The following is a 26579-nucleotide window of genomic DNA, read 5'->3' on the forward strand; positions in this document are numbered from 1 at the left end:
CACAGCGGTCCATCCTCAACGCCTCTGCTCTGGGAGCCGTTCGGCGAGCGTATCAGCGATTACCAAGAGTCCCGTCATGTTCACGAATCTCCGTCTTTGGGCCAACAACCTCATCGGTGTCGGGGCCGCGATCCTCATCGCCGTCTCGGTGCTGACCTTTTTCAATTTGCGTGGTCTGGATCAGGTGATCCTGGAGGCGGAGCGGACCGAGCTGCGGCAATACGCCGAGGCCATTCGGGTCGATGTTTCAGCCGAGACCCGTCTCGCCGAGGCGATGAGCACGCTCGTCGCCAATATCCCTGAGGTCCAGCAGCATTTTGCCGCCGGCGATCGGGATTGGCTGCAGTCACAACTGCTTCCCCCCTTCAAGATCCTGGAGGCCGACTACGGGGCCGTCCAGTTCCAGTTCCATACACCGCCCGCCACCTCCTTTCTGCGGCTGCACAAGGTCGATAAATACGGGGATGACCTCTCTGGTTTTCGCCATTCGGTCGTGGATGCCAATACCAAGCAGAAGCCACAACGTGGCCTGGAGTCCGGGGTTGCCGGACTGGGTGCGCGTGGTGTGGTGCCGGTGTTCGATCAGGGGCGGCACCTCGGCTCCGTCGAATTCGGCATGTCCTTCGGTCCGGACTTTTTCGCTGCCTTCAAGCAGGGCCATGGGGTAGAGGCCGGGCTCCATGTGTTTCGCGACGGGTCGATCGAGACCTTTGCCATGACCAAGGGCGATAAGCCGCTCCTGGATACCGCCAGCCTGCAGGCGGCCTTCGACGGGACCCCGCAATACAAGCGGATCGAGGTCGACGGCCTCCCCATGGTGGTCTATGCCGAGCGGGTCGATGACTATGCCGGCGCCCCGCTCGGTGTTCTGGAGGTGGCCAAGGATCGTCTGCACTACCTTGAGGTCGAGGCCCGGGCAACCAACCAGGCCTGGCTGATCGGTGGCCTGGTGTTGCTGCTCAGTCTGGCGATCGCGTTCCTGACCGCGCGCGTGCTGGCGCGACGTCTCCTCCGGGTCGCCGAGGGTTTGAATCGCGTCGCCGCGGGCAACCTGACCGGTGAGATCCTGCTGGAGGGTCGCGATGAACTGGCGGAACTGGCACAGACCACCAACCAGATGCGCCATCAACTGCATGGGCTCGTCTCCCAGGTCGAGACCGATGCCGCCTCGGTGCTGACCGCTGCGCGCGAGATCGCCCAGGCGGTCGACGGTCAGGCGGCGACCTCCAGCCAGATGTCGACCTCGGTGGCGGAGATCACCTCGACGATGGAGCAACTCTCTGCGTCCTCCGGTCAGATCGCCGAATATTCCGGGTCCGTAGTCGAGGTTGCCCGCCGCACCTACGATGGCAGCCGTCAGGGTTCGGAGGCCATGCAGCAGTTGGTTGCCAAGATGGAGGAGATCCGCCGTGACAATCAGCACTCGCTCAAAGAGATCGTCGACCTCGGCAGCAAATCGAAGGAGATCTCCAGGATCATGGAGATCATCGACACGGTCGCGGATCAGACCAAGTTGATCGCCTTCAACGCCGCGCTGGAGGCCGCCTCGGCGGGCGAGGCGGGTAAGCGTTTCGGTGTGGTGGCGGCGGAGATCCGTCGGTTGGCCGATTCGGTCACCGAATCCACCAGCGAGATTGCGAGGAAGGTCGGTGAGATTCAGGAATCCATCAGTCGTCTTGTGATCACCTCGGAAAAAGGCACGGTCGGGATCGACCAGGGCATGGACGCCTCCTCGCGCACCGCGTCCTTTCTCGAGGAGTTGGTCCAGGCGGCGAGCGAAGCGACCAGTTCCGCCCAGCAGATCAGCCTCTCGACCCAGCAGCAGCGGACCGCGAGCAGTCAGGTCGTGGTGGCGCTCAGGGAGATCGTGACCGCCAGTTCCGATACGGCCAAGTCGGTCCGACGGATCTCCGAGGTCGCCCAGGAGATGACCCAGCTCTCCGCCAATCTCAAGGTCCAGATGGACCGTTTCACACTGAATGAGCGGGCGACGACGGCGCTCGACTCGGCCGACACTGCTGCGCGGACCGAGTGATGGAACCCATCGCCGTGGAGCCGATCAGCGTGCTGGTGGTCGACGATAGTGGCTCGGCGCGGGCGCTGATTTGCGCCTTGCTGGAAGATGCGCCGGGACTACGGATCTGCGGCGAGGCCGAAAATGGCCGCGAGGCGGTCGAGAAGGTGCTGTCGCTCAAGCCGAACATCGTCACCATGGACCTGCAGATGCCGGAGATGGACGGTATGGCGGCCATCGAGGAGATCATGGCCGTCCGCGCGACGCCCATCCTGGTGCTGTCCGACCTCGCAGACGCGCGCAACGCCATGTTGGCAGTCGAGCGCGGCGCCCTGGAGGCGACCGCCAAGCCGACCATCGACGACGGTTGCTTATTGGCGGCCCGTCTCAAGATGCTCGCCAGAGTTCCAGTGATCCGCCATATTCGCCGAGGAAAGGCGCAGGCTCCGCCGCACATCTCGCCTCAAGCGGCTGTCGCGCGCGCGCCCCATGCGTTCGAAGCCAGTGGGGACAAGGCAGCGGGCGCCGATCAGGGGCGTGTCTTCGCCATCGCCTCATCGACGGGCGGACCCCAGGCGCTAGCTAGCCTGCTGCCCGCGTTGCCTGCGGACTTCCCGTCCCCCGTCCTGATCGCGCAGCACATCTCCGAGGGCTTCGCCGAGGCCATGGCGAGTTGGCTGAACGACCTCTGTCCGCTGAGCGTCGCGGTGGCTCGGGCGGGCGAGTCGCCTCGGCCGGGGTGGATCTATTTGGCCGATCCATCCACCCATATGACCATCAGCAGCGATTACCGCATCCAGCTGACACCCTGCGTCGAGTCGGATATCTATCACCCCAATTGCGACCGTCTGCTCGCCTCGGTGGCCGAGGTCTGCGGTCACCGCGCGGTGGGTGTGATTCTCACCGGCATGGGACGCGATGGGGCACGCGGTATGCTCGATATCCGTCGCGCGGGCGGTATGACCATCGGTCAGGACGAAGAAAGCTCAGTGATCTTCGGCATGAATCGGGAGGCCATCCTCGCCGGCGCCGTGCAGTCGGTGCTTCCACTGAATGCCATCGCCAAGGAACTCGGCTGGCTCGCGCGCACCGCGCCGGTGGCGCGACGGGCTGCGACGCCATGAATCTCCAAGCGGTTCAGTCCTTCATCAAGGAACGACTTGGACTGCAGTTGAGCGAAGCGTCCGACGACCCATGGCGCGCGATGCTCGTCAAACGGATCGCCCGCGTCGGCGCGGACTCCGCCGATGCCTACCTGGAGTGTTTGCGTACCGATGAGGATGAACTGCAGACGCTGACCAGCCTGCTGACCATCAACGAGACCTACTTCTACCGCGAGCCTCAGCATCTCGATCTGTTGACCGAGCGTCTTTGCCCCGAACTGCTCGCCCGCCAGCAACCCGGTCGGCCGATCCGGATCCTGTCGGTCGGCTGTTCCACTGGAGAGGAACCCTATTCCATCCTCATGGCGCTGCGCGAACGTTATGGCGAACTCGCCGACAGCCTCTTCGATCTCAATGCCGGGGATGTCGATCAGGCCGCCCTCAAGCGCGCGAGAGAAGGCGTCTACAATCCCTTTTCATTCCGCGCCCTGTCACCGGTCTTGATCGAGCGTTATTTCACGCCCGCCGAGGGAACCCATCGTCGAATCGACGAAGGCATTCGCCGCCAAGCAACCTTCCAGCAGCTCAATCTGTTGGCGCCCGAGTATCCGGCGGCGTTGCGGGGACAGGATGTGCTGTTTTTCCGCAACGTCTCCATCTATTTCGACGCGCAGACACGCGCCCTTGTTCTGGGTCGGCTCAAGTCGCTGCTCAATCCAGGCGGGTATCTCATCGTCGGGATCTCGGAGACCCTAGCCAACGATCTTGGGGTTCTGGCGCTGCGCGAGCTGGATGGGGTGTTTTTCTTCGCGGACGCCTCCCCGGATCGACCCATCCTCAAAGCATCGCTCGAATCCGGTCTTGGACCAGGGATGGGGCTGTCGGCGGAGTTCGCGCCATCGCTCATCTCCACCCGGCGACAGAGACCGGTCCCGGATGCCTGCCCGGCAATGCTCGACGGTCTCCCCTTGCGCGGCGACCCGGACGGGCGAGCGTCGGGCCTGAAGCCGATTCGAGCGATTGGAGAACATCCGGTCCTTGAGCAATCCATCGTAGCGCAACCGATCGCTGTGCCGCCCGTGGGAGCAAGGGCCGAGGTTCAGGTTCCCAAATCCGCAGAGGCCGTCTACCAAGAGGCATTGGCCTTGACCCAGGCCGAGCGCTTCGACGATGCCTTGGACCGGCTTGCCCCGCTGTGCGCCGAACTTGCCCCTCGCATCCAAGACCTGACGCTTCTGGCGCACATCCTCCTAGAACGAGACGACAGGCTTGGAGCGCGCGCGGCGGCGGAACGGGCGCTCGCGATCGATCCCTGGTCTCTGGATGCCTTGTTGCTGTTGGGTCGCATCGCCCAGGGGCAGGCTGACGTGGCGGGGGCGATCGGCCACCTGCGCCGCGCTATCTACCATCGTCCGGATGCCTGGCAGGCCCACTTTCAGCTCGCCGAACTCTACCGCGAGAGCGGGCAAGCGGATCTGGCGCGGCGCGAGTATCGCATCGTCCTGCGTCAATTGGACCGCCCGGACATGGCGAGTTTCGGCCAATCCGGCGAGCGCGCCGACAGCCCACAAGACGTCGGTCCACTGCCGTTGCCCTATTCGCTTCGGGATCTACGCCTGCTCTGTGAGACCCGATTGTCCCGACTCGACGCAACGGCGGACTGAGGCGCGACCATGGCCCTCGATATCAAGAAATTCCTCGGTCGTTTCACCGGTGAGGCACGCGATCATCTGGAGCGACTCGAGACCGGGCTGACGACCCTGTCCGCCGGCGGCACGCTCGACGGCGAAACCATCAACGGACTCTTTCGCGCCGCCCATACCATCAAGGGCTCCGCGCGCATGCTCAAGCTGGACAGCATCGCGGAGACTGCCCATCAGTTGGAGGAGGTGCTGGGGGCGCTGCGCGATGGCAAGCTCCAACAGCCCCCCGAGCTTGGCAGCCTCTTGATGCGCGGGGTGGATGCCATCAGCGCACTCGTCGAGCAGGTGGAGCCGAGCGGCGGACAGCTCCCGCCGCCGGACCAGGCGCTGTGCGCCGCGCTCGCCCAGGCCGCCGCCGGCACGACCTCCACCGCCGAGGCCGAGCGTTCGGGCGCGGCCAATCCACCAGACCCTGAGCCGGAGACTCCAGCATCCGCTCCCATCGCCACGCCGTCCACCGACGTTCGCGCCCCAGAGACCGTGCGTGTGCGCATGGAGAAGCTCGACGAGCTCATCAAACTGATGGGCGAGGTCGTCTCCAGCCAGAGCAGGTTCCGCCAGCAGTTGCTGGAGGCGAGGGCCTTGGATGCCGCCTTTCAGTCACTCCTGCGTGACACCTGCGCTGTGCCGGGAGCCGACGCGACGCGGCTGGCCGAACAGGCGGCGGCCTTGCATCGTTTTACCCTGAGCCTGCGTGATCTGATCATGGAAGAGGAGCTGCTGACCGGCGACCTCAATGATCGGGCCTTGATCATGCGCATGCTGCCCCTGGCCATCGTCTTCGATCCCATCGCCAGGGTTGCCCGCGAACTGGGCCGGGACCTGGGCAAGGAGGTGCATTGCGAGATCAGCGGTGGCGAGATCGAGCTGGATCGCCATCTCATCGACCGTCTGAGCGATGTCCTGGTGCATCTGCTGCGCAACGCCATCGATCACGGGATCGAGTCTCCTCAAGAACGCCAGGCTGCGGGCAAGCCGTCGCTCGGCCGGATCCGTCTGTCGGCGCGCCAGGAGGGGGTGGGGATCCTGATCGAGATCGACGATGACGGTCGCGGGCTGGATCGCGACAAGATCCTCGCCAAGGCGGTGCAAAAGGGTTTGATCGACTCCGCCAGCGCGAGCGCGATCAACGACGACCAGGTCGCGGAACTGATCTTTCAGCCCGGCTTCAGCACTAGCGCCATCATCACCGATGTCTCCGGTCGTGGCGTGGGGATGGACGTGGTCAAGCGCACCATCGTCGACGACCTCCAGGGCGCCCTGTCGGTCTCCTCGCGTCCAGGGAAGGGGACCTTCATGCGCATCCAGCTCCCGCTGTCGCTCGCCATGATGCGGGTTCTGCTGTTCCAGGCCGGCGGCCAGTCGTTCGGGCTCACCGCTCAGCATGTCGCGGAGCTGATTCGTATCCCCAGCGGCGAGACCATCCAGGTCGCCGACCGTCCGGCCATCGTCCTGCGCAACGAATTCCTGCCCCTGATCCCCCTGGCGGAACTCTTGCGTTTACAGGAACCCAGGGGTCATGCTGGCGAGGTTGGGTTGGATCCACGCCCTGGCGGCGCGTCCCATCTGGTGGTGGTGATCAACGTCCATCAGTCCAAGCTGGGGCTGGTCGTGGATCGGCTCCTCGATGAGCGTGACATGGTCATCAAACCCCTGCCCGAACATCTGCGCGGACTGGGCATGGTGGCTGGTATGGTGGTCACTGGGACCAACGAACTGGTCAGCGTCCTCCAGGCCCCGGCACTGCTGGCAGCCGCCCGCCGTGTCCGTGGGGAGACCTTGACCGCGACGGAGCCAGCGCGCACGGCCGACAAGCCCCCGGTGGGTCAGCAGATCCTGGTCGTCGACGATTCGCGGAACACCCGCGAAATCGAGAAAGAGATCCTGGAGGCCCATGGCTATCGCGTCACCCTGGCCGAGGATGGGCTGGATGGCTGGCAGAAGGCATTGGGCGGTCACTTCGATGCGGTGCTGACCGATGTCGACATGCCCAACATGGACGGTTTTTCCCTGACCGCCCGGCTGCGGGAGAACGATCGCTATCACGGCACCCCGATCGTCATCGTGACCTCGCGTCAGAAGGAGGAGGACAAGCAGCGCGGCATTCAGGTCGGGGCCGATGCCTACATCGTGAAGGGCGATTTCAATCAGTCCAGTCTGGTCGAGACTCTGCGCAATCTGCTAGGGTGAACCGACTTGAATGCTCCCCGATCGGCCCGCGCGATCTGTTGGGAGGCGCCGCTTACTAGAGCGCCAATCGAGAAAGGCCCGGCGCGGTTTATCCACGCGGCCTGACACACTCACCTTTGACCACGAGAGAGAGTTGGAAGCCGATGCAGATTCTTGTCGTCGATGACGATCCATTGGCCGGGGAGATGACGGTGGCCGTTCTGGAGGACGCCGGACATGAATGCCGGCTCGTCGAACAGGGCCTGGAGGCATTGGAGGCGCTCAGCGGTCCCGCGACCTTCGACCTCGTGGTTGCGGATATGCACATGCCTCTGATGAACGGGTTGGAACTCTTCGATGAGATGCGCGGTCAAGGGCTGACGATGCCCTTCGTGCTACTCACCGGTGACGATCCGCAGCCGCTGGCGGCGCAACAGCCCGGGCTCCTGGCGTGCCTGATGAAGGACAGTTCGATGGAGACCGATCTTCCACGGGTCATCGCGCAGCGTTAGCGCACGAGCAACGGACATGGCGAGCGGCAAGAACGAATCCTTCAGGGAGCGCAAACAGCGGCTGCGTCAATCCTTTATCGCGCAGTTTCCGGGACGGCTTGCCCGGGCGCGAGAACTGCTCGCTGGCCTGACCTCTGGGACCGACCCGCGCGCGGAACTCGAGACACTTCATCTCATTTTCCACACCATCAAGGGGTCTGGCGCCTCCTTTGGTTTCGACTCCATCAACGCATCGGCCAAGGCCGCCGAGCAGGCGCTACGCGAGGCGCTGGACCAGAACGCAGGGGTGACGGAGCGCTTGATCCTCGATCTGGATCAGGAACTGCGCACATTGGAAGCACTTGACCTCGTGCTTGAGGCATCCCCTGATCCGGGGCCGAGCTTCGAGATCCCCGCCCGTCAGGCGGCCGATGGCTGTACCAGAGAACGTCGCCAACGGCTGGTCTATCTGTGCGACGATGACCCGATCATCGCTCAGGAGCTGTCTGGCCAACTGAGCTGTTTCGGCTATCAGGTCATCCCTTTCGTGACCCTGGATGCCCTGCGTCACGCCTTCCTGAGCGAACGTCCGAGGGCGATCATCATGGATGTGGTCTTCCCCGAAGGTCTGGACGCGGGTCCCGCAGCCATCGCGGCATTGAACGCCAGCATTGAGCGGCCGGTTCCCTGTGTCTTCATGTCGAGCCGCAACGACTTCAGTGCCCGATTGCGGGCGGTCCAGTCCGGTGGCAACGCCTACTGCGCCAAACCCGTCAATGCGGTCGAGATGGCCGAGATTCTCGACCAACTGACCAACCGCAACCCCCCCGAGCCCTACCATATTCTGATCGTGGATGACGACCCGGACGTGGCCCAGTTCTTTTCCATGGTGCTGGAAGAGGCGGGGATGGTCACGCGGGTGTCGAACGAGCCCGAGCGCGTGCCCGATGCGCTCGATGGCTTCGACGCCGACTTGGTGCTGATGGACCTCTACATGCCCAATTGCTCGGGTCCTGACCTGGCCCGGGTGTTGCGCCAAATGCCCGGCTATCTCGGCCTGCCGATCATCTATGTCTCCTCGGAGACCAACGCCGATCGCCAGTTCAAGGCCTTGGAGGTCGGTGCCGACGGCTTCCTCACCAAGCCGCTTGCACCCGAGCGCCTGATCGCCGAGGTCCATCTGCGCGCGGAGCGCATGCGCACCCTGCGCTCGTTGATGATTCGCGACGGTCTGACCGGGCTCTTCAATCACAACACCATCCTCCAGTTGCTGGAGGTCACCAAGGCCGCTTGTCGTCGGAGCCAGACCAATTTTTGTCTGGCCATGATCGACGTGGATCACTTCAAGTCCGTCAACGATACCTATGGTCATCCGGTCGGAGATCAGGTGCTGATGGCCCTGAGTCGCACCCTGCGTCTGCGACTGCGCGAGGTCGATCTGGTGGGACGCTATGGCGGGGAGGAATTCGCGATCATCCTCGTCGGTGCGGATGCCGAGCATGCGAAGTCGATCATGGACGAATTGAGGGCCGATTTCGCCGAGGTGTCCTTTTTCGCCGATGGTGTCGAATTCCATTGCGCCTTCAGTGGCGGCATCGCCGCCTACCCGCAATTCAGTACGGCATCGGCCTTGGTGGATGCCGCGGACCGCGCGCTCTATCGGGCCAAGCGTACTGGCCGAAATCGGGTCGAGATCGCTACGAACACGACTGAGCCGGCGAATATGCCGCCCGCCGAGCCAATATCCTCCGGGGGTGGAGAGGCGCAATGAGCACGAGCACTGAGAGCGGGATCAGCGAAAAAGACCCCTTGGCATCGGTTCTGGAGCAGCGTCGCGATGCCGATCAGCGCATCGTCGAGGTCGAGGCCGCGACCGTCAAATGCGTCATCTTTGCCATTGATGACAGGCTCTTCGCCTTTCCTGGCGGCAATGTCGCTGAAATCCTGCCGCTGACGACCATCCACTTTGTGCCCGGCTGTCCGTCCTCGCTGGAAGGCGTGATCAACGTGCGCGGCGATATCACCTCGGTGATTCGTCTTGGCGACCTGCTGGGGTGCGCGCATGCGCCCGACAGCCGTCGCGCGGCGATCCTGCTGGGACAGAGTCGGGGCACCGATGATGTCCCCATGCGCAGCGGTCTGCGTGTCGACCGGGTGGAGGATGTCCTCGATATCATTGAGGAATCCATTCGACCGCCGACAGACACCCTGCCGGAGCAACTGCGCGGCCTGGCCACCGGCATCTTCCAACACCATGGCCAAGCGGTCATCGCCCTGGATCTGGAGCGGCTGTTTCAAGACTACCGCTGCGCACTGCGTTGATGCCCGAGTCGATGGACCCGCTAGCGACCGATGTGAGCGGGATCGATCTGGTGCGATTCGGCGTCGGCGCCCTGACCCTGGCCGTGGAACGGGTCAAGGTACGCGGCATGTGCAAAACCCAGGACCCGTTCGCCCCCAGTCTGGCCACCCTGCTACAGATTCCGCAATCAGCGGCGGCGGCCACCCCCCTCGGGCGTCTCTTGGAATTCGACCATCCCGAAGGGCCGCACAGCCTGCGGGTGGACGAGCCGGTCATCCACTGGCGTCTCCCCACCAGCGCCCTGCGACCCTTGCCGCCGCTGCTGGCGGCCCGCCAGAGCCTGGCCTGCGTTCGCGCCCTGGCCTACATCGGGCATCCGCCCGATGACAGACTGATCATCGTTCTCGACGCCTGGCAGCTCCCCCGACTCGCTACGGCGGCGGACCACGAAGACCCGCCAGTCTTGGATTAAGGTGATTTCCAGGAAACAATAGACCCGCAGTTCCGATCCCGGATGGGCAAAGCCCTCACGCTGCGCTTGATTCGGAGTGCCGAGGGTCAAGGGGCGTGCCCATCATCTCAGCTCAGCGCTTTGCAGGATGGGCAGGTCCGTTCAGCGCCGAGGTGACGCTCAAGCCCCGAGTGCTGACTTTGCCCATCCGACCCGCGTCTTTGGAGTAAGAAAGTGACCATCAACAACTTCCCCCCCTTTCGCAAAGGGGGGCTAGGGGGGATTTCGGGCGGGATCGCTCGTATCGGGAAACAATTAATGGGCGCTTTCTAAGGTCATTTCCGGAAATCGCCCTGTTTGGTTTTTGCGAACAAGAGAGGTAAGCGTGTCTGCGGATTTCTGTGTTGAGCCCTGTGCGCGGCAATTTCCGTGCTGATGGGGCTGAAGGCACTTGTTCCTTCCCTTGTCGCTGAGCCAGGCTCAGCGATCGGTGCGACAAGGTCGGCATCACCAGAGGAAACGGAATTCGCTCCAGGCGGGGTTCCGGACCTCCAGGCCGCCCGGGGTGACGGCTTCTCCTTGTCCAAGTGGGTCCCTTGCGGGGCAGCTCCGCGCTGTATTCGCGCTCGTCGGTCGGATTTGCGCGCCACCCATGGCTGCCATAGTCTTCTGGCCGTTGCGATGCAAGACCTTGCCTGGGAGCCTGTCCGACTTAGGACGAATCGGCTGCGGAATCGGGAGAAGGGTCCCTTTCGCCCCGCTTTTTCGTTACATAGAACCACTATGCGCCTCAAGACCGGAACGAAATGGCTTCGCTCTTCCACTTCCTCGCTTCGATCCCCCCAAGTCGGACAGGCTCCTGGGGCGTCATGGCGGATGGGCCATAGGCGCTCGGCATCGGACGCCATGCTTGCGGGAGCTAAGAAAGCGTCCATCAACAACTTCCCCCCTTTCGCAAAGGGGGGCTAGGGGGGATTTCGGGCGGCATTGCTCGCATCGGGAAACAATTGATGGACACTTTCTAAATCACCCGACTCCCCTCATTGATGCCTGCGGAAACAGCATTATGACCCCTACGACGCCTGACACTCAGCAGCCTTCACCCGAAATCATCGCCGTCGTCAGCCAGGAAGCCGGGGTGGGCAAGACCACGACCGCCGTCAATCTAGCGCTGGCGCTGGCGGCCGCGGGCCGGACGGTCTTGCTCATGGACCTGGATCCTGCGGGCCGTGCGGGACAGGCGCTGGCTCCGGGCGCGCTCGACCGCGGCGGGAGTGAGCGGATGTTGCGCGAGGCGCAGATCTCGCGCGATATGATCGTCGGGACCTCCATTCCGGACATCTACGTGGCCCAGGCGTCCGCCGGACTGTCCGATCTGGGGAGCGAGTTGGCCCCCATGGGGGACTGTCTCACCCGGCTCTTTCAGGCGATTGGAACGATCCACAGCCTGTCTCTGGACTTCGAGCACGTGGTGATCGATTGTCCTTCGTCGCTGAGTCTGCTCACCCTGAATGCGCTCACGGCGGCCCATCGGGTGCTCGTCCCCTTGCCCTGCGATCCGGCCGTTCTCGAGGGGCTGCCGACGCTGCTCAAGGACATCAGCCGGTTGCGGGCCAATCTGGCCCAGCCGCTCTACGGGGTCTCTTTGCTGATGAGTCTGTGCGACCGGGACGGCTCGACGCATGATTTCATCGCGACCGTGCGCCACGAGTACGGCCGCATGACCCTCTTGACCGAGATCCCGCTCGACGAGGCCGTCCAGGAGGCTGCGGAGGCTGGCCGGCCGTTGCTGGTCCAGTGTTCGAGCTGCGAGGTCAGTCTGGCCTTTCAGTCGTTGGGCTCGGAATGGCTGACCCTGAGCGAGCAGGGTGATCAGCCGGACGGGACCTGGCGCTTCAAGGCGCGCCAAGACCGCATGGCCCGCTATCGCGAGGACATGGGGCGCAACATCGAAGCCTGGCTGGTCGATCCCACGTCGCGGCTCTACGATGCCGAAGCCGCATCGCGCCATCAAGATACCCAGGCGATGGAGGAGTTGTTCGCGGCGACCCAGCCGGTCTCCCGCGCGCGTCTTGGCGTCCGGCCGCTCTTGGTGATCCTCCTGGCGGGCGTCTTGATTCTCTTGCCCGCCGCGCTTTGGCTCGGCTCTTGGGCCACTGCGCAGGAGGATTGGCGCATCGAGCTGGGTGCCCGGCTGATCGGGTCGGATCGCTTCTGGAATGCCGGAAGCCTGCTCCTGGCGCGCTCCGACGCGAATGCCTATCGCGAGCTTCTCTACGCGATCCGGCTGGTGGAAGGCAATCGGGAGCGTCTCAGGGCTTGCGGTGAGGGGGCGAGCGTGGACGGGAGCACGGAGTGCGTCATTCGGGTGCAGACGCGATGAGCGCTGTGCCGATCTCGAGTGTCTCGCTGTCAGGGTCACGGGCAGAGGGTCGCGGAGCAGGAAGCCATGGCTGGGTGAGCGCCGCGTTTCTGGTGCTTGTGGGTGCCCTGATCGTGACATCGGACTCGGCCAAGGGCGAGTGGGATGCCTCGCTCTCCAAGCCGAGCCTGGGGGATGATCCTGCCTGGCTGGAGCAGTTGCCTGAAGTTGTGCTGCCGTTGCCCAAGCTCTTGCCCCAGGAGCGCCCCATGCGCGCCGCGCCGGGTCTTGCCGAGCCGGATCTCGCCGAGCCGGATCTCGCCGAGGAGGACATGCAGGGTGACGAGGCCACCTCGGCGATGGCTGGCGCCGAGGATTCGTCGGCGGTCCAGGTCCCTGAGTCGCTTTCCGAGCCGGATGCCCCGGCGCTCGGCGAGGCACTGCCGCTTGAGGAGTCGGCTCCCGTCGGGCTGGTCAGTGCTAAAGCGTTGCCTGCTGAAGTCGATTCGCCCCCGGAGGACTCGATCGCGCCGGAGGAGCTTGCGGTCCCGATCGAGCCGCTCGCGCCATCACCCGAGGTCGTCGAGGTGGCAGCGGCGAAGACGCCAGCGGTACCGACTGGGTCCGAGCCCATCGCGGGAGCCTTGGACTACCGCTGGCAAGTTCAACTCTTGGCTGGGCGCTCGCGTTCCCGAGTCGAGTCGGACCGGGATCTGTTCGCACGTCGGTATGCCTCTATGCTGGAGGGTCTGACACTGGAGATCAGCCGCCCGAGCTTCGGCGACGCTCGCGACGATTTCTTTCGCCTGCGGGCGCTCGATTGGGCGAGCCAATCCGAGGCAGTGGCCTGGTGCGAGCGCTTGCGCGCTCGGGGCCATGAGTGCATGGTCACGCGTGTGATCCACTTCGGCGAGTGAAGTCGGGAGGTCCTTTCCGGGCCGCACCCTGTTAAGCTCTTGCGTCGGCTCGGCCGTCTCAGTCAAGCCGCGTCGAATGCGATACCCCAGGCTTACAGACCACCTCGACGGCACAGGCAGCCCAGAGCAAGGGTTGTGCCGACGCCGTTCGAGTCGTTGATCTTACAGTCGAGTATTTGATCTTACAGATGTTATTGAGCCCCGTCCGGGCTAGGGCTAATGGTTTCCAGCGTGCGGCAGTTGCCGAAGGAAACTCTGCTTCTTGCCCTGGATGCGGTTTTGCGAACAGGACTCATGCGTACCCTCTGCATCACCTCTGGAAAGGGAGGGGTCGGCAAGACGACCCTGGCTATCAACCTAGGGATCGCCATCGCTCGCGCGGGCCGCAAGGTCCTCTTGCTCGATGGCGACCTGGGATTGGCGAATCTCAACGTGCTCTTGGGGATCATTCCCCGATTCACCCTTCACGACGTGGTGCGCGGACAGCGGTCGCTGGCCCAGATCATCATGCCGACCGGCTATGGGCTGGACCTGGTCGCCGGGGCCAGTGGGATCGCCGAACTGGCCGATCTGGGCGAGATCGAGCGTCAAAATGTCATTAAGAGCTTGCAGGGGCTGAGCGGCTACGATGTGCTCATCATCGATACCGGCGCCGGAATCGGGGACAGCGTGCTCCGGTTCGCGCTGGCGGCTGACGAGGTGATCGTGGTCACCACCCCGCATCCGACCTCGTTGACGGACGCCTATGGCATCATCAAGGCGGTTCTGGCGCAGGAAGCCAAGCCGCTCAAGCTGCTGGTCAACTCGGTGGCGTCCGCCGCCGAGGCGCGCCGCATCGCCGATCGTCTGACGAGCGTGACCGACAGGTTCGTGCACGGCACCCTGGAGTGCGTCGGCTATGTCCCGCTCGATCCTCTGATCGAGAAGAGCATCCTCGCGCAGAAGCCGCATCTCGTTCTGAATCCTGGGGCCGCCAGCGCCCAACGCATTCGCGAGACCGCGATGCGCTTGATCGAGGGCCGCGAGGAGGATTTCCGAGGCGGGCTTGGGCGTTTCTTCAAGAGGCTGCTCGGTACCTGAAGCGTCGCTGAGGGCGAAGCCCATGCGCTCATCTACCGGCTTGCAACCGCCCCGGTGGCGGCAGGGCGGGGGAGGCGGCAGCAACCAGGCGCAGGCATTGGCCATGCCGTGCAACCTCGATGAGCGGGGTCCGTTGCGCGTCGGGGATGTCTGGGGTGTGATCGGAGCGGTCATGCCAGAGCCGATTCGAAGATCAGGATTCGGGGCCGGGGTACCACTCTAAGAAAGTGACCATCAACAACTTCCCCCCTTTCGCAAAGGGGGGGCCAGGGGGAATTTCGGACGGGATCGCTCACATCGGGAAACAATTGATGAGCGCGTTCTAACGAATATCCTCACCCAAGGCTGCCACGACCTATTGAGGCGTTAGGGTCGGTGCGGAAACATACCTTCGAATTCGTAGCGAACCAGCCCAGCAGTCCGAAACGCACATAGAGCCACTTGGAATTTCAGGGAACTGCCCGCTGAGCGCAGGCTCGGCTTGCACTCCAGGCTACCGTGAAAAGTGACGCGATCCGCTCTGAGTCGGGCTGAGATTCAGCCTCTCGGCCGGAGCGAAAGAGGTTGATCGCGACGGAATGCATTGCCGATATGAGGCGGCTTCATTGTGTCGACGGGGAGTGCCCCTGCCGCGGGGTCAATGCTCAAAACCCAATCGGGAGCATCTCGGAGTGCCCGGTGAGACGGGGAAGCTCGGCATCCAGGCTGCGCGAGCGTTCCTGTGCCGCTGCGAGTTCAGCGGTCGACAACAGGCTCTGGATCTTGTTGCGCTCGCTCTCGGCGTCGAGATCGCCGCGGCCCGAGGCCAGGTTCATCCACACATAGGCCTGGGTAAGGTCCTGCTTCACCCCGCGTCCACGCGCGAACAACATCCCCAGCCGCGCCATCGCGTGGGCGTCTCCTTGCTCGGCGGCGCGCATGTACCACTCGTTGGCGAGTTTGTAGTCCTGAATCAGCCCGCGTCCCTTTTCGTAGAGCGCCCCCAGGACACGCTGGGCTGGGATATAGTTCTGATCGGCGGCCTTGCGGATCCAGGTGATGGCGTCGAGCATTGCAAACGGTTCGCTACGCTCCCAAGAGCGCTGCACAATGGTCATGCCGACACGATATTGGGCCTCCGCGTCGCCGCTCTCCGCTGCCCGATGCAAGTCTGGATTGTCCCGCACGGATTCATCATGGATCGCGTGGCCTGGTGTCTGGACGGTGGCGGCTTGAAGTGGCTCGTCCTTGATGAATTCGGCCGGCTTGCTGTCGGCAAGCTCGCTCAGGTAGACCCAGAGCATGACGCCCATGATCATCATCGCCGCCACAGTACCCATGATCCACTTCTGGATGAGGAAGCTATCCCGCAGGTGAAAACGGCGGCCGCATTCACGGCAGCGGAACCATCTGAAGAATAGGCGGTGGGACCCAGAACTCGACGTTGAGATGGGTTTGTTGGAGCGGCGCACATTTGAGCTACCGCAATGCGGGCATCTTTCCATGGTGTCTGTGACGAGCGTCGACCTTTGTCAGGCCTTGAAGGGAGGGGGCGGCCCCGAAGCGTGAAGGTGTGCAAAGTTAAGCGAAACGAGGCCAAGATGGCAAGAATACTGGGGTTCTCTTAGAAAGTGTCCATCAACAACTTCCCCCCTTTCGCAAAGGGGGGCTAGGGGGGATTTCGGGCGGCATCGCTCGCAGCGGGAAATAATTGATGGGCGCTCTCTTAGCGTGTTCGATTGTGCTGCGGCTTCGAGGGGCGACGATTGGATATTATAGCGATTGGATACGATAGGGTCATGAGTTGAGGGTTTAGCGATGCGAGATTTTTGCGGTTGGCTTGACTTCGGGTCCAAGCCTCAGGGTGCCCTGCGCGCAATGGCCGCCTCCCTGATGGCCAGGCGCGGCTACGCACTGGATGAGCGGAGTATCCGCGTGATGGACGGGGCCGTGATGTCCCTGATGGGGCCGATGTGCGTCATGGCCGAAAAGGAAGGCGTGCTCGCGCTCATGAGCGGTCGGCCAGTGTTTAGCGAGCCGCAACCGGCGGGAGAGGATGCTGCGATGACGCTTCTGCGTCTCTGGCGCGCGCATGGACCCGAACTGACGCAGCGCATACATGGAAGCTTCGCGCTTGCCATCCTCGATGCACCGCGACAGGACGCCTTTCTGGCGGTCGATCGGATTGGCATCCAGACCCTGGCCTTCGCGCGCTCCAGCGAGGGGTTGATTTTCTCCAATCGGGCCGATCTGGTCGCGGACCATCCGGATCTCGCGGCCGATCTGGATCCACAGGGGATCTTCGACTATCTCTATTTCAGCATGGTGCCCGCGCCTGGAACCATCTTTCGGGGTGTGGAAAAACTGCTGCCCGCCCAATGGGTGCGTTACAGGTCAGGCAAGATCGAGCGCGGTTTCTACTGGCATTTGGCCTATCGCGATGAGCCGCGTCGAGACTTCGAGGAACAGGCTGACGACTTCAGACGCCTGCTGCGAGAGGGTGTGGAGCGGGCGCGTGGGACGGATGATGTGGCCGCCTTTCTATCAGGCGGGATCGACAGTTCAACCGTGGCTGGACTGCTGACAGCCGTCCAGGGCAAACCTGCCCGCACCTACTCGATGGGTTTCGAAGCCGAGGGCTTCGACGAAATGGAATACGCACGGATCGCGGCGCGTCATTTTGGTCTGGATGCGCGCGAGTATTACCTGACGCCTAAAGACGTTCTAGACGCCATCCCGCGCATCGCCCATCAATACGACGAGCCCTTCGCCAACGAATCGGCCGTATCGGCCTATTTCTGCGCCAAGCTGGCCGCTGATGACGGTTATCGGGTCATGCTGGGTGGCGACGGTGGCGACGAGATCCTCGGCGGCAACGAGCGCTACGCCAAACAGAAGGTCTTCGAGTTCTATGGCCGGATTCCCGGCTGGATCAGGAACGGGCTCATTGAGCCGACCGTCGCCTTCCCCTGGATAGATCGGCTGATGCCGGGTCGTAAGCTCAAGAGCTATGTCCATCAGGCCAAGACCCCATTGCCCGATCGAATGGAGGCCTACAACTTTTTCCATCGTCAGCCGCTCGATGAGATGTTCACGTCCGAGTTCCTGGCGCAGGTCGATCCCGAGCGGCCAATCGTCTTGCTGCGCGATCCTTACGAGCGCGCCGACAGCCGGCACTTCATCAACCGCATGCTGCACCTGGATCTCAAGTTCACCCTGGCCGACAATGATCTGCGCAAGGTTTCCGCCATGGCCGAGGCGGCTGGTGTCGAGGTCCGTTATCCGCTGCTCGACGATGCACTAGTCGAGTTCTCGGGGCAGGTGCCGCCGGATTGGAAGGTCAAGGGGCAATATCTGCGCTGGTTCTTCAAGCAGTCGCTCAAGGACTATCTACCCGAAGCCATCATCAAGAAATCCAAACACGGCTTCGGGCTTCCGTTCGGGATCTGGCTGCGCGACCACCAAGCGCTTGCCGAGCGGGTGCGGGATCGGCTGACCGATCTCAGTCGTCGCGGCTGGCTGCGACCGGACTATATCGCCCGTATCCAGACCGAGCACCAGACCCTGCATCCGACCTATTTCGGCAAGATGCTCTGGGTCATGTTGATGCTGGAGGAATGGCTGGCGGCGCGGGAGTCCGGTTGAGAAGATCACCTCACTCCATGTTTGCTCTCTGCCGGATCCCAGGCTCCGAGTAGATTCCTTTCGTCTGGCTCCCACGCTTGTTTGCTGGGGAGTCAGTGCAGACGCGCTCTGCGTCGATTCGTCCTAGTGGACCGCGAGATCGGGTTATGCCGCAACATCAATCCGTGAGCCCTGCCAGCATTCCAACGCCAGCCGCGAAGCCGGCTGTGGGTCGGCTTCGTCCAGGCCCCAGTCAGGGTCTTACCCGTTCGCTTGGCCGCGCGCTCGGCGTCGTCGTGCTCTGCTTCGCGATCTGGATCCTCCAAGGCCTCCCATTCGCCCGTCTACCCTTGCTCTTTGGCGCGACCGTCTATTTGGGGGTCCTGCTCTGGCGCCCGGCGCTCTGGCTGATCTTCCTGCCGCTGCTGCTGCCCGTTCTAGACCTGCGCCCCTGGACGGGGCGGATCTATGTCGACGAATTCGACGCCTGCGTGCTCATCACGCTCGCCGCCTATCTCTTACGCGGTCGCTATACTCCATCGCTCGGAGCAATACCGCCCTTTTCGAGATTACTCCTAGCCCTCTTTATCGGGCTGGTGTTGATTTCGCTGTTTCGTACACTCCACCCCTGGCCGTCGGTCGACGCCAATAGTTTCTTTAGCTACTACAGCCCCTTCAACGCCTTGCGTGTCTCGAAAGGTCTCCTCTGGGCCTTGTTGCTCTATCCGGCCTGGGTGGCCGAAGACCGTTCAGACGCCGCGTGCGCCCGGCGATACCTTTTTCTCGGGATGTCTTTCGCGGGTCTTGCGGTGCTCGCCGTTGTGCTCTGGGAGCGTGGCTTTTATTCAACGTTATTTTTTTGGAGCAACATCTACGCCCCCATCAGCTCATTGCTCGACTTCACGACTCCCTACCGGGTCACGGCACTCTTCGCCGACATGCATACCGGTGGAACGGCGATCGATGGCTGGCTGCTGCTCACGCTGCCGTTCACGGCTGCCGCCTTCCTGACCGCACGCGGACCAATTGTCGCCAGCCTATCCGGTATTGCTGTACTGGGCGTTCTCTATACGGCCTTCGTCACCTTCTCGCGCGGGGTCTATCTGGGCGTTTTCGTGGCGATCGCGGTGGCTGCGCTGATGCTGATTCTGAGGCGGCGCCCAAGGACCAATTCTGACGGCATGTCGCTCCTTCTCCTCGCCGCGTTCACGATGGTCGGCACCGCCTATGTCGCCTTTCGCAGCGGTGGTGCCGTGGTACTCGCCTATAGTCTCGGCGCCTTCCTGAGCGGTGCGCTGGTGACGATGGTCCCAAGCCCCGTCGCCAGGGGTCGCTGGCGTCCGGTGGTCATGACGATTCTGATGCTGACACTGACCCTTCTCGCTACCTGGACCATCTTCGATCGGAACTATGGATTCTTGCCGTTGACGCCCCTGCTCCAAGCGGCCATCTGTATCCCGCCCGCTGTAATCGCCGGATTTTGGACCGGTAAGCGGATGGCGGGGCGGCTGCCTTTGCATCAGTCTGGCGCGATCCTGGCGGTATTCGCGGGTTTTGTGTTCCTGCTTACCCTGAGCCTTTTCGGCTACCGCATGGATACGCGTCTAGCCGATGCCTCCATGGATCTACAGACCCGCATCGCGCATTGGCAGACCGCTGTATCCATCATGGATCGCGGCCTCAGCACCCGACTCTTGGGCCAAGGGGTTGGACGTTTCCCCCAGACTTACTATCTGATGCATGAGGATCCCGCATCCGTCGCAGGATTCAGGCTTGAGGGCGAAGGTTCAAACCACTCACTCAGGCTGCTTGGCGGAAACAACATTCGGATTGGTCAGCGTCTCTCGCTCGTACCTCAGCAGACTTACCAGCTAGCCTTTGCAGTGCGCACGGATGAGCAATCCAAACCCATCCAATTGGAGATGCGGATCTGTCATCGGCACCTGGTGCCTGCTCAGGAATGGAATCCGAGCTGTCAGACGTTCAACCAATCTATTCAATCGACTGATGGTCGTTGGACTACCGTTGACCAAAATTTCGAGGCCCAAGGTCTCGGTTCATTCAAGGGTGGGCTCGAAGGCTGGCTGACGCTTGAATTGGCCAACCGTTCTGCCGGTCGCTGGATCGACATCGATGCGATCTCGATTATTGATCAGAGTGGACGCGAACGGGTGGACAACGGCGATTTCGAGCAGGGTTTCGATCGTTGGTTCATGTATTCCGACTTCGACCATTTGCCATGGCACATCAAGAATCTTTGGGTGCATGTCTATTTCGAACTCGGGCTGACTGGTCTGTTCCTGTTTGGTTTGCTGGCCCTGACCGCACTAACGACCACAGCCCGATCCGCTGCCATCGATCCATTGGTCTTCGCGCTACTCGCTGCCCTCGCTGGCTTCTATGCGGTCGGTGCCTTCGGCACCATCATCGATTCTCCGCGCCTTTCCTTGTTGTTCTGGCTGATCACCTTGCTGGCCCTGGGGTCGGCTAGTGCTCGGCGCGCCCGAGATCCGAGCCGTACACAACTGCCGCATGACGCTCTGCCGCTAGGCCAAGCATCACGTCGCCTAGCGCATCCGTATCCCAGGGATGAGCAGAGCCCATCGGTGTTCCAAACCGAACAGAGTTCGACGGCTCTAAGAAAGCGTCCATCAACAACTTCCCCCCTTTCGCAAAGGGGGGCTAGGGGGGATTTCGGGCGGCATCGCTCGCATCGGGAAACAACTGATGGACACTTTCTAAATACCAATACCCAGGGAAGGCGCTGGCGTTTCACGCTCAATCACCGAAAACAATCGCTGATGATCGTGATGGTTGTCCTGGTGCTCTCAAGCGCTGCGGCGGTCGTGGCGCTCCAACAGACGATGCGCTTTTATGATGTGGACGGACGACAGTTGGTGACCAAGGTCTTGGAGCGCTATGAAATCGAACTGCCCTGGCTCGAGCCCTGGCTACGCGCCCCGCCACGTCTTGTCGACGTCGCTCTGGATGGGCGTCAGCGGTCCACGCATCCGCGGATCCTATTGCCCGAGCTTGCCGACTGGGACGGTCACGGTCTGGCGCCTGCCATCAGGTCACGTCGAGATCAGTATGTCGCCGTGGGGATCGATGCGAGACCTTATCCACCCTGCGGTGGCTCTGGTGCGCTGCGGCTGGCGGTCTGTTGGATCCTGACCGGTGACGAAGCGTCTGGGCGCCGGGGGCTTGAGGCGCTGAACACCTTTCAGCCGAGTTTGCCGAATGCTGGAGGCGACTACAGCGATGGCTGGGAACTGGCCTGGGCCTATGATTGGCTTGCGCTCCATCCCGAAATGCCAGCCTCGACCCGAAGTCGCGTTCAGGCCCGACTGCTCGACCTGCTACCCCGCTATCTTGAGCTGCTCGACGGTCGCGGCCCGTCGCTGTGGCATGGCCGGGTCTCGCTGGCGTCGACGGCTTGGCTGATCGCCATCGCGATCGATCCGGAGAACCCCGAGCAGCAGGAGTTGATCCGCCGTAGCCAAGCCCATTTCCGCGAGGCCATTGCTGCGCTCAGACTGACGGAAGGTTGGCCCGAAGGCTACAATTATTGGATCAATTCGCGCGCCTTCATACTGACGCTGGCTGCCGCCGCTTATCTCAATGGCTTCGAGGAGACGCAGTACGCCCCCGAGATCCGCAAGGCGCTCGAACGCGTCGGGCTCTGGACGCTCTACATGACCCGCCCGGATGGGCGCGTCGAGCTGACAGGCGACGAAGGCCCCCGGGTCGATCTAAAGGACGAAACGCGCCGGGTCATCGATCTCATCGTCCAGCTCACGCGCAGTCGTGTGCTATCGAGCTACTCGCGCTGGCTGGAAGCCAGACATGGAACCGAGAGTTACTATCGTGACTATCGCTGGGGCTTCCAGCTCTTCAACGACCCGACAGTGTGGCCGCTGGCATCTGTTACATCAGGCACGCTGGATGGCTTGAAGACGGTGCTGCCCAGCGCTGACTGGTTTGGGCCGAAGGCGTTCAATCAGATCGTGGCGCGTAGCGGTTGGGGAGCGGACGACACCCTGCTGACCCTGCGTGCCGGCCATAGCCTCACGCATCACGGTCACTACGACGCCGGTCACTTCACGCTCTTGAAGGGCGCGCCACTGGCGATCAGCAATGCCACCTATCGGGGCGATATTGCGGCACCCAATCGGCTCTACTACGGCATTCGCACGGTCTCACGCAACTCGCTGCTGGTGCTGCGTCCAAATGAGCGCATCCATCCATCGCCACTCGTCGAGCGCAACGTCATCGACGGCGGACAGCGGATCGTCATGCCGACTGGGAGCTCGGTTCAGGGCGTCGCGGATTGGCTGGCCCAAATCGGTCAGGGGCGGCACTACGAAGGAGGTGTGATCCGTACCTATCAGCTCATCGACGACCGTCTGTTGTATGTCGAGGCCGATCTCACCGGGGCCTATGACAACAGCGACTACGATAGCCAAGACCGAGGCGGCAAGGTTGCGCAAGTCACGCGCGCACTGCTCTATCTACTCGATGAAGATCGTGTCTTCGTGTTCGACACGGTCGAGTCAACCGATCCCGGTTATACCAAGAAGTGGTTGTTGCACCTGCCGCAACGGCCAGATATCCCGGATCTGCGTGTCAAGTTGGGGAACGAGAACGCGGGCATCCTGGAAAGTCCGTCTGCACGCCTGTCGATGGTCAATGGGCGCGGTAAGCTGGATCTGGTGCGATTGGCACCCAAGGAGGCGGTGACCCGACTCGTAGGCGGGAAGGGGTATGAGTACTATGTCGAGGCTGATGGCGACGATCAGGTGCTCGATGGCATCAATTTTGGCCAGGACTCGCTGAAGGCCCGTTGGTTCGACAATGGGCTCTGGCGGATCGAGATCCAGCCCACACAGCCGAATCGGCTGGATCGATTCCTGATCGCCTTGACCCCGAGTCTGCGCGGAGCGAATCCGAAGCCTGTCGAGCCCTTACGCTTGAACAGTGGCGAGGCGCTTGCGGCCTATACGGATAATAGTCTGCTGCTCTTCGACATCGGCCATTTTATGGAGCCGGTCCGATTGGCTATTCCGGGCCAGCAGACGCGGTTACTGGTTACCGGTGTATCTATCGGTGATCAGTTCGAGGTCGACCTTGGCGACCGTCAGGAAACCGTGTCGGTCACACAGAGCGGACTCATCGAACTCAGCCTTGACGCTCAGGCTAAACAGATTTCGATTCGGCAGCGTCCGTGAACAAGCGTTCCAAAATCGCTGCGATGCGCGGGCCGGTTTGGCCGTCCCATTTCTCCGGAATCGCGCCCTGTTTCCATTCACCGGCAAAGAGCCGGTCCAACGCTGGTCCGAGTTTGGCCGGGTCGGTGCCGATCAGCTCATTGGTGCCGATGCTCACCGTTTCGGGGCGTTCAGTCGAATCGCGCAGGGTCAGGCAGGGCACGCCCAGCACCGTGGTTTCCTCGGTGATGCCGCCGGAATCCGTGATCACGGCCTTGGCCGAGCGCACCAGATAATTGAATTCCAGATAGGGCTGTGGATCGACCAGCCGGACGTTCGGCGGCACCTCGACCAGTTCGCGCAGGGTCTTAGCCGTGCGTGGGTGTACCGGAAACATCACCGGCAAACCGCGTGTCCCGGTGCTGATCGCCGCCAGCAGGCGCGCGAAGCCTTCGCCCTGGTCGACATTCGCTGGACGATGCAGCGTCAGCACGAAATAGCCGCCGGCCTGCAAGCCCAGTTCCCCCCAGAAGGGCGGCTGGCGCAGACGTGGCAGATTGGCCAGTAGGCTGTCGATCATGGTGTTGCCGACGAAGAAGATCCGTTCGTCCTCGATGCCCGCCCGGCGTAGATTGGCGTTGGCCACTTCACTGGTGGTGAAAAACCAGTTGGTGATGGCATCCGTTACCATCCGATTGATCTCCTCGGGCATGGTCCAGTCGCCCGAGCGGATCCCGGCCTCGACATGGGCGACCGGGATGCAGAGCTTCTGTGCCGCGATGGCGCAGGCCATGGTCGAGGTCACGTCGCCCACCACCAGGCACAAGTGGCTCGGCGCTTCCAGCAGCAGGCGTTCGTAGCGGGTCAGGATCGCGGCGGTCTGTTCCGCTTGGCTGCCCGAGCCCACCTCCAGATTGACATCAGGTTCCGGGATCCCGAGTTGCGCGAAGAAGTCACCCGACATCCGGGCATCATAGTGCTGACCGGTATGCACCAGACGATAGCGAAGCGTGCCGCCGGTAGTCTGGCGTGCTTCGAGTGCGCGGATGATGGGCGCAATCTTCATGAAATTCGGCCGCGCACCGGCGATGATGTCGATCAAGGGCATGGGCGTTCCTTCCGGCTCCAATCTCGATGAACAGAGAACCTGAAATCTGGCGGATGAGTGGTCGAAATCGATCTCAGACAAGCACCTCGACCGGGGGCGGATGTCCTAGGAAGGCTGTCGGACTTGCCGTCAAGCCGTAAGCCCCTGACTGCATGACGGCAATCAGATCGCCTTCACGGGCGTGACCGAGCAGCATTTTATCGGCCAGCAGGTCGAGTGGGGTGCAGAGCGGGCCGACCACGGACGCCGTTTCGGGTTCGTCGCCCGACTCGACCCGATTGGCGACCAGCACCGGATAATTCTTGCGGATGACCTGCCCGAAGTTTCCCGAGGCGGCCAGATGATGGTGCAATCCGCCATCGGTGACCAGAAACACCTGACCGCGCGAGAGCTTGCGCTCGACGACCCGGCAGACATACACCCCGGCCTCGCCGATGATGAAGCGCCCGAGTTCGATGATCAACTCCGTATCCGGCAGCGCGTGCCGGGCCGCTGGCAGGAGTTCGGACAGACGCGCGCCCACGGCGGCGAGATCCAGTGGTTGCTCGCCGGGGAAGTAGGGGATGCCGAAGCCGCCGCCGAGATTGAGCGCACGGACCGGGGCGGGCGCCTCCAAGGCCAGGCGCATGGCCAGTTCGAGCGTTTTCTCCTGGGCCTCGGAGATCGCCTCCGCGCGCAGATTCTGTGAACCGGAGAAGATATGGAATCCAATGAATTCGAGATCCATGGTCTTCATCCTGCCGAGCACGGCGGGTACCTGCTCGGCATCGATCCCGAACTGCTTGGGGCCGCCGCTCATCTTCATCCCGGAGGATTTCAACTCGAAATCCGGATTGACGCGCACCGCGACCTTGGGCCGGATGCCCAGTGCCTCGCCGGCCTGAACCGCCGCCAGCAGCTCGCGTTCGGATTCCAGATTGATCACGATGCCGGCGGCAATGGCTTGGCGCAGCTCGATGGGGCTCTTGGCTGGACCGGCAAAGCTGATCTGATTCGGCGGCATGGGTGTGTCGAGCACGGTCTTCAATTCGCCACCGGAGGCCACGTCGAATCCATCGACCAGGCCGGCCAGATGTTGGACCACGGCCGGCATGGGATTGGCCTTGATCGCGTAATGCAGATGGATTTGATCCGGCATGGCTTGGCGTAGCTGGGCGATGCGCGCGCTGATCAGGGCACGGTCATAAGCATAGAAGGGCGTGCGTCCGACACGCTCGGTCAGGCGGGTGATGGGGAAGCCGCCGATGACGAGCTGGTTGTCGCTGATTGCACAGCTCAGCGGGGCGGTGTGGCGGATCGAACTCATATGGCTGTAGTTCCTGCCTGCCGGCTCAGGGCCAATAATTGGCGTCCAATAAGTCATCGACACTGTAAGGGCAATCGGCGGGAAAGTTGGCAGTGTCGATGCCGGTCTCGAAACTCGCCAGATCGACGGCGTCCTGATGAGCCTCGCGGATTTCTTCCTCAATGAAGCGCTTCAGGCTGGGCGAACCCTTGAGCAGCTTGAGGATATCCTTGCGCTGGGCGCGGATCGTCCCGGCCCAGCTCGACGAACGTTGCTCGGGTTGATAGTGCCAGTTCAACAGATGACCGATCAGAATCCGTAGGCGTCGATACAGTTCACGACGCTCATTGCCCATCTCGGCCTCTAGCTCTTCGGTGAGGTGCTCGATATCCAGGGCCTCCAAACGGCCTGTTTGGAGCAAGTGGACTTGCTGCTCCAGCCAACGCAGGCGATCAGCGTCATGTAGATTGGGTTGCATCGAACAGCGCCCTCATGATGACTCGATGCGTCAATCGTTAGTGTTGAACACATCATCGAGCCGATTGGCGTCAAGAATCCGCTCGGCCCAAGCTTCCAACTGCTCGGTGCCGGCCGCCCGTAATCGCGCCCGAGTGGCCACGTCGAGCGGACCGAAACGCTTGATCAACTGGCGTTCGAGCAGGCTGCATTCACCTTCCTGTCGGCCCTCCTGCCGGCCCTCCTGCCAACCCTCCTGCCAACCTTGCCGCCGGCCCTCCTCCAGCCCTTGGCGTTTCCAGTCTTCCGTCCATTCGATGACGCTTTC

The 26579-nt window shown here is 62.6% G+C and carries 18 protein-coding genes; 13 read left to right on the forward strand and 5 right to left on the reverse strand.

The features are described 5' to 3' along the window. Positions 1-76 precede the first annotated feature (76 nt). The 11 genes from G3480_RS11895 (at position 77) to G3480_RS11945 (ending at position 14592) form a co-directional block, all read left to right on the forward strand. On the forward strand, positions 77-2035 hold the full coding sequence (locus G3480_RS11895; RefSeq protein ID WP_164654109.1) for a methyl-accepting chemotaxis protein: 1959 nt from the start codon (positions 77-79) through the stop codon (positions 2033-2035). Beyond that, entirely contained in the window at positions 2035-3138 is a 1104-nt protein-coding gene (gene cheB / locus G3480_RS11900) for a chemotaxis-specific protein-glutamate methyltransferase CheB (protein WP_164654110.1), read from the forward strand. The genes G3480_RS11895 and cheB overlap by 1 nt, the downstream gene beginning before the upstream one ends. Then, on the forward strand, positions 3135-4781 hold the full coding sequence (locus G3480_RS11905) for a CheR family methyltransferase (RefSeq protein ID WP_164654111.1): 1647 nt from the start codon (positions 3135-3137) through the stop codon (positions 4779-4781). The genes cheB and G3480_RS11905 overlap by 4 nt, the downstream gene beginning before the upstream one ends. A gap of 9 nt (positions 4782-4790) precedes the next feature. Then, positions 4791-7010, forward strand: a complete 2220-nt coding sequence (locus G3480_RS11910; protein WP_164654112.1) for a hybrid sensor histidine kinase/response regulator — start codon at positions 4791-4793, stop codon at positions 7008-7010. A 143-nt stretch (positions 7011-7153) separates the two neighbouring features. Next, positions 7154-7501 carry a response regulator gene (locus G3480_RS11915; RefSeq protein ID WP_164654113.1) on the forward strand — a complete coding sequence of 116 codons (348 nt, stop codon included), beginning with the start codon at positions 7154-7156 and terminating at the stop codon, positions 7499-7501. Positions 7502-7517: 16 nt separating this feature from the next. Beyond that, the gene (locus G3480_RS11920; RefSeq protein ID WP_164654114.1) at positions 7518-9251 is read left to right on the forward strand and encodes a diguanylate cyclase; all 1734 of its coding nucleotides are present in this window, start codon (positions 7518-7520) and stop codon (positions 9249-9251) included. Further along, positions 9248-9802, forward strand: coding sequence for a chemotaxis protein CheW (locus G3480_RS11925; protein ID WP_164654115.1), 555 nt, complete (start codon positions 9248-9250; stop codon positions 9800-9802). Before G3480_RS11920 ends, G3480_RS11925 begins: the two co-directional genes overlap by 4 nt. 11 nt (positions 9803-9813) lie before the next feature. Then, positions 9814-10254, forward strand: coding sequence for a hypothetical protein (locus G3480_RS11930; protein WP_164654116.1), 441 nt, complete (start codon positions 9814-9816; stop codon positions 10252-10254). A gap of 1045 nt (positions 10255-11299) precedes the next feature. Next, a complete protein-coding gene (locus G3480_RS11935; RefSeq protein WP_164654117.1) occupies positions 11300-12616 on the forward strand; it encodes an AAA family ATPase in 1317 nt (438 codons plus the stop codon). 74 nt (positions 12617-12690) lie between these two features. Continuing rightward, positions 12691-13512 carry an SPOR domain-containing protein gene (locus tag G3480_RS11940; RefSeq protein WP_164654118.1) on the forward strand — a complete coding sequence of 274 codons (822 nt, stop codon included), beginning with the start codon at positions 12691-12693 and terminating at the stop codon, positions 13510-13512. Positions 13513-13791: 279 nt separating this feature from the next. Next, positions 13792-14592: a P-loop NTPase gene (locus G3480_RS11945; RefSeq protein WP_240905773.1), complete on the forward strand. Its 801-nt coding sequence runs from the start codon at positions 13792-13794 to the stop codon at positions 14590-14592. 644 nt (positions 14593-15236) lie between these two features. On the opposite strand, the gene G3480_RS11950 is transcribed toward G3480_RS11945, so the two are convergent. Further along, on the reverse strand, positions 15237-15911 hold the full coding sequence (locus tag G3480_RS11950; protein WP_164654119.1) for a tetratricopeptide repeat protein: 675 nt from the start codon (positions 15909-15911) through the stop codon (positions 15237-15239). Between the two features lie 478 nt (positions 15912-16389). On the opposite strand from G3480_RS11950, the gene G3480_RS11955 reads away from it, so the two are divergent. Together G3480_RS11955 and G3480_RS11960 are read left to right on the forward strand one after the other, a co-directional pair. Beyond that, positions 16390-18216 (forward strand): asparagine synthetase B family protein, encoded by a 1827-nt coding sequence (locus G3480_RS11955; protein ID WP_164654120.1) that lies wholly within the window; start codon positions 16390-16392, stop codon positions 18214-18216. A gap of 146 nt (positions 18217-18362) precedes the next feature. Continuing rightward, the gene (locus tag G3480_RS11960; RefSeq protein ID WP_164654121.1) at positions 18363-23423 is read left to right on the forward strand and encodes a hypothetical protein; all 5061 of its coding nucleotides are present in this window, start codon (positions 18363-18365) and stop codon (positions 23421-23423) included. Here the strand turns inward: G3480_RS11960 and wecB are convergent. The 4 genes from wecB to G3480_RS11980 all read right to left on the reverse strand — a co-directional run. Continuing rightward, complete coding sequence (gene wecB / locus G3480_RS11965) at positions 23392-24510, reverse strand: non-hydrolyzing UDP-N-acetylglucosamine 2-epimerase (RefSeq protein ID WP_164654122.1); 1119 nt, start codon at positions 24508-24510, stop codon at positions 23392-23394. The genes G3480_RS11960 and wecB overlap by 32 nt on opposite strands. A 73-nt stretch (positions 24511-24583) precedes the next feature. Beyond that, positions 24584-25816: a pyridoxal-dependent decarboxylase, exosortase A system-associated gene (locus G3480_RS11970; RefSeq protein WP_164654123.1), complete on the reverse strand. Its 1233-nt coding sequence runs from the start codon at positions 25814-25816 to the stop codon at positions 24584-24586. Positions 25817-25841: 25 nt separating this feature from the next. Then, positions 25842-26273 carry a DUF29 domain-containing protein gene (locus G3480_RS11975; RefSeq protein ID WP_164654124.1) on the reverse strand — a complete coding sequence of 144 codons (432 nt, stop codon included), beginning with the start codon at positions 26271-26273 and terminating at the stop codon, positions 25842-25844. A gap of 30 nt (positions 26274-26303) precedes the next feature. Further along, positions 26304-26579: DUF4351 domain-containing protein (locus G3480_RS11980; RefSeq protein WP_206171686.1), on the reverse strand; the 276-nt coding region annotated here is incomplete at its 5' end.

Source organism: Thiorhodococcus mannitoliphagus (assembly GCF_010915725.1).
Classification (GTDB): domain Bacteria; phylum Pseudomonadota; class Gammaproteobacteria; order Chromatiales; family Chromatiaceae; genus Thiorhodococcus; species Thiorhodococcus mannitoliphagus.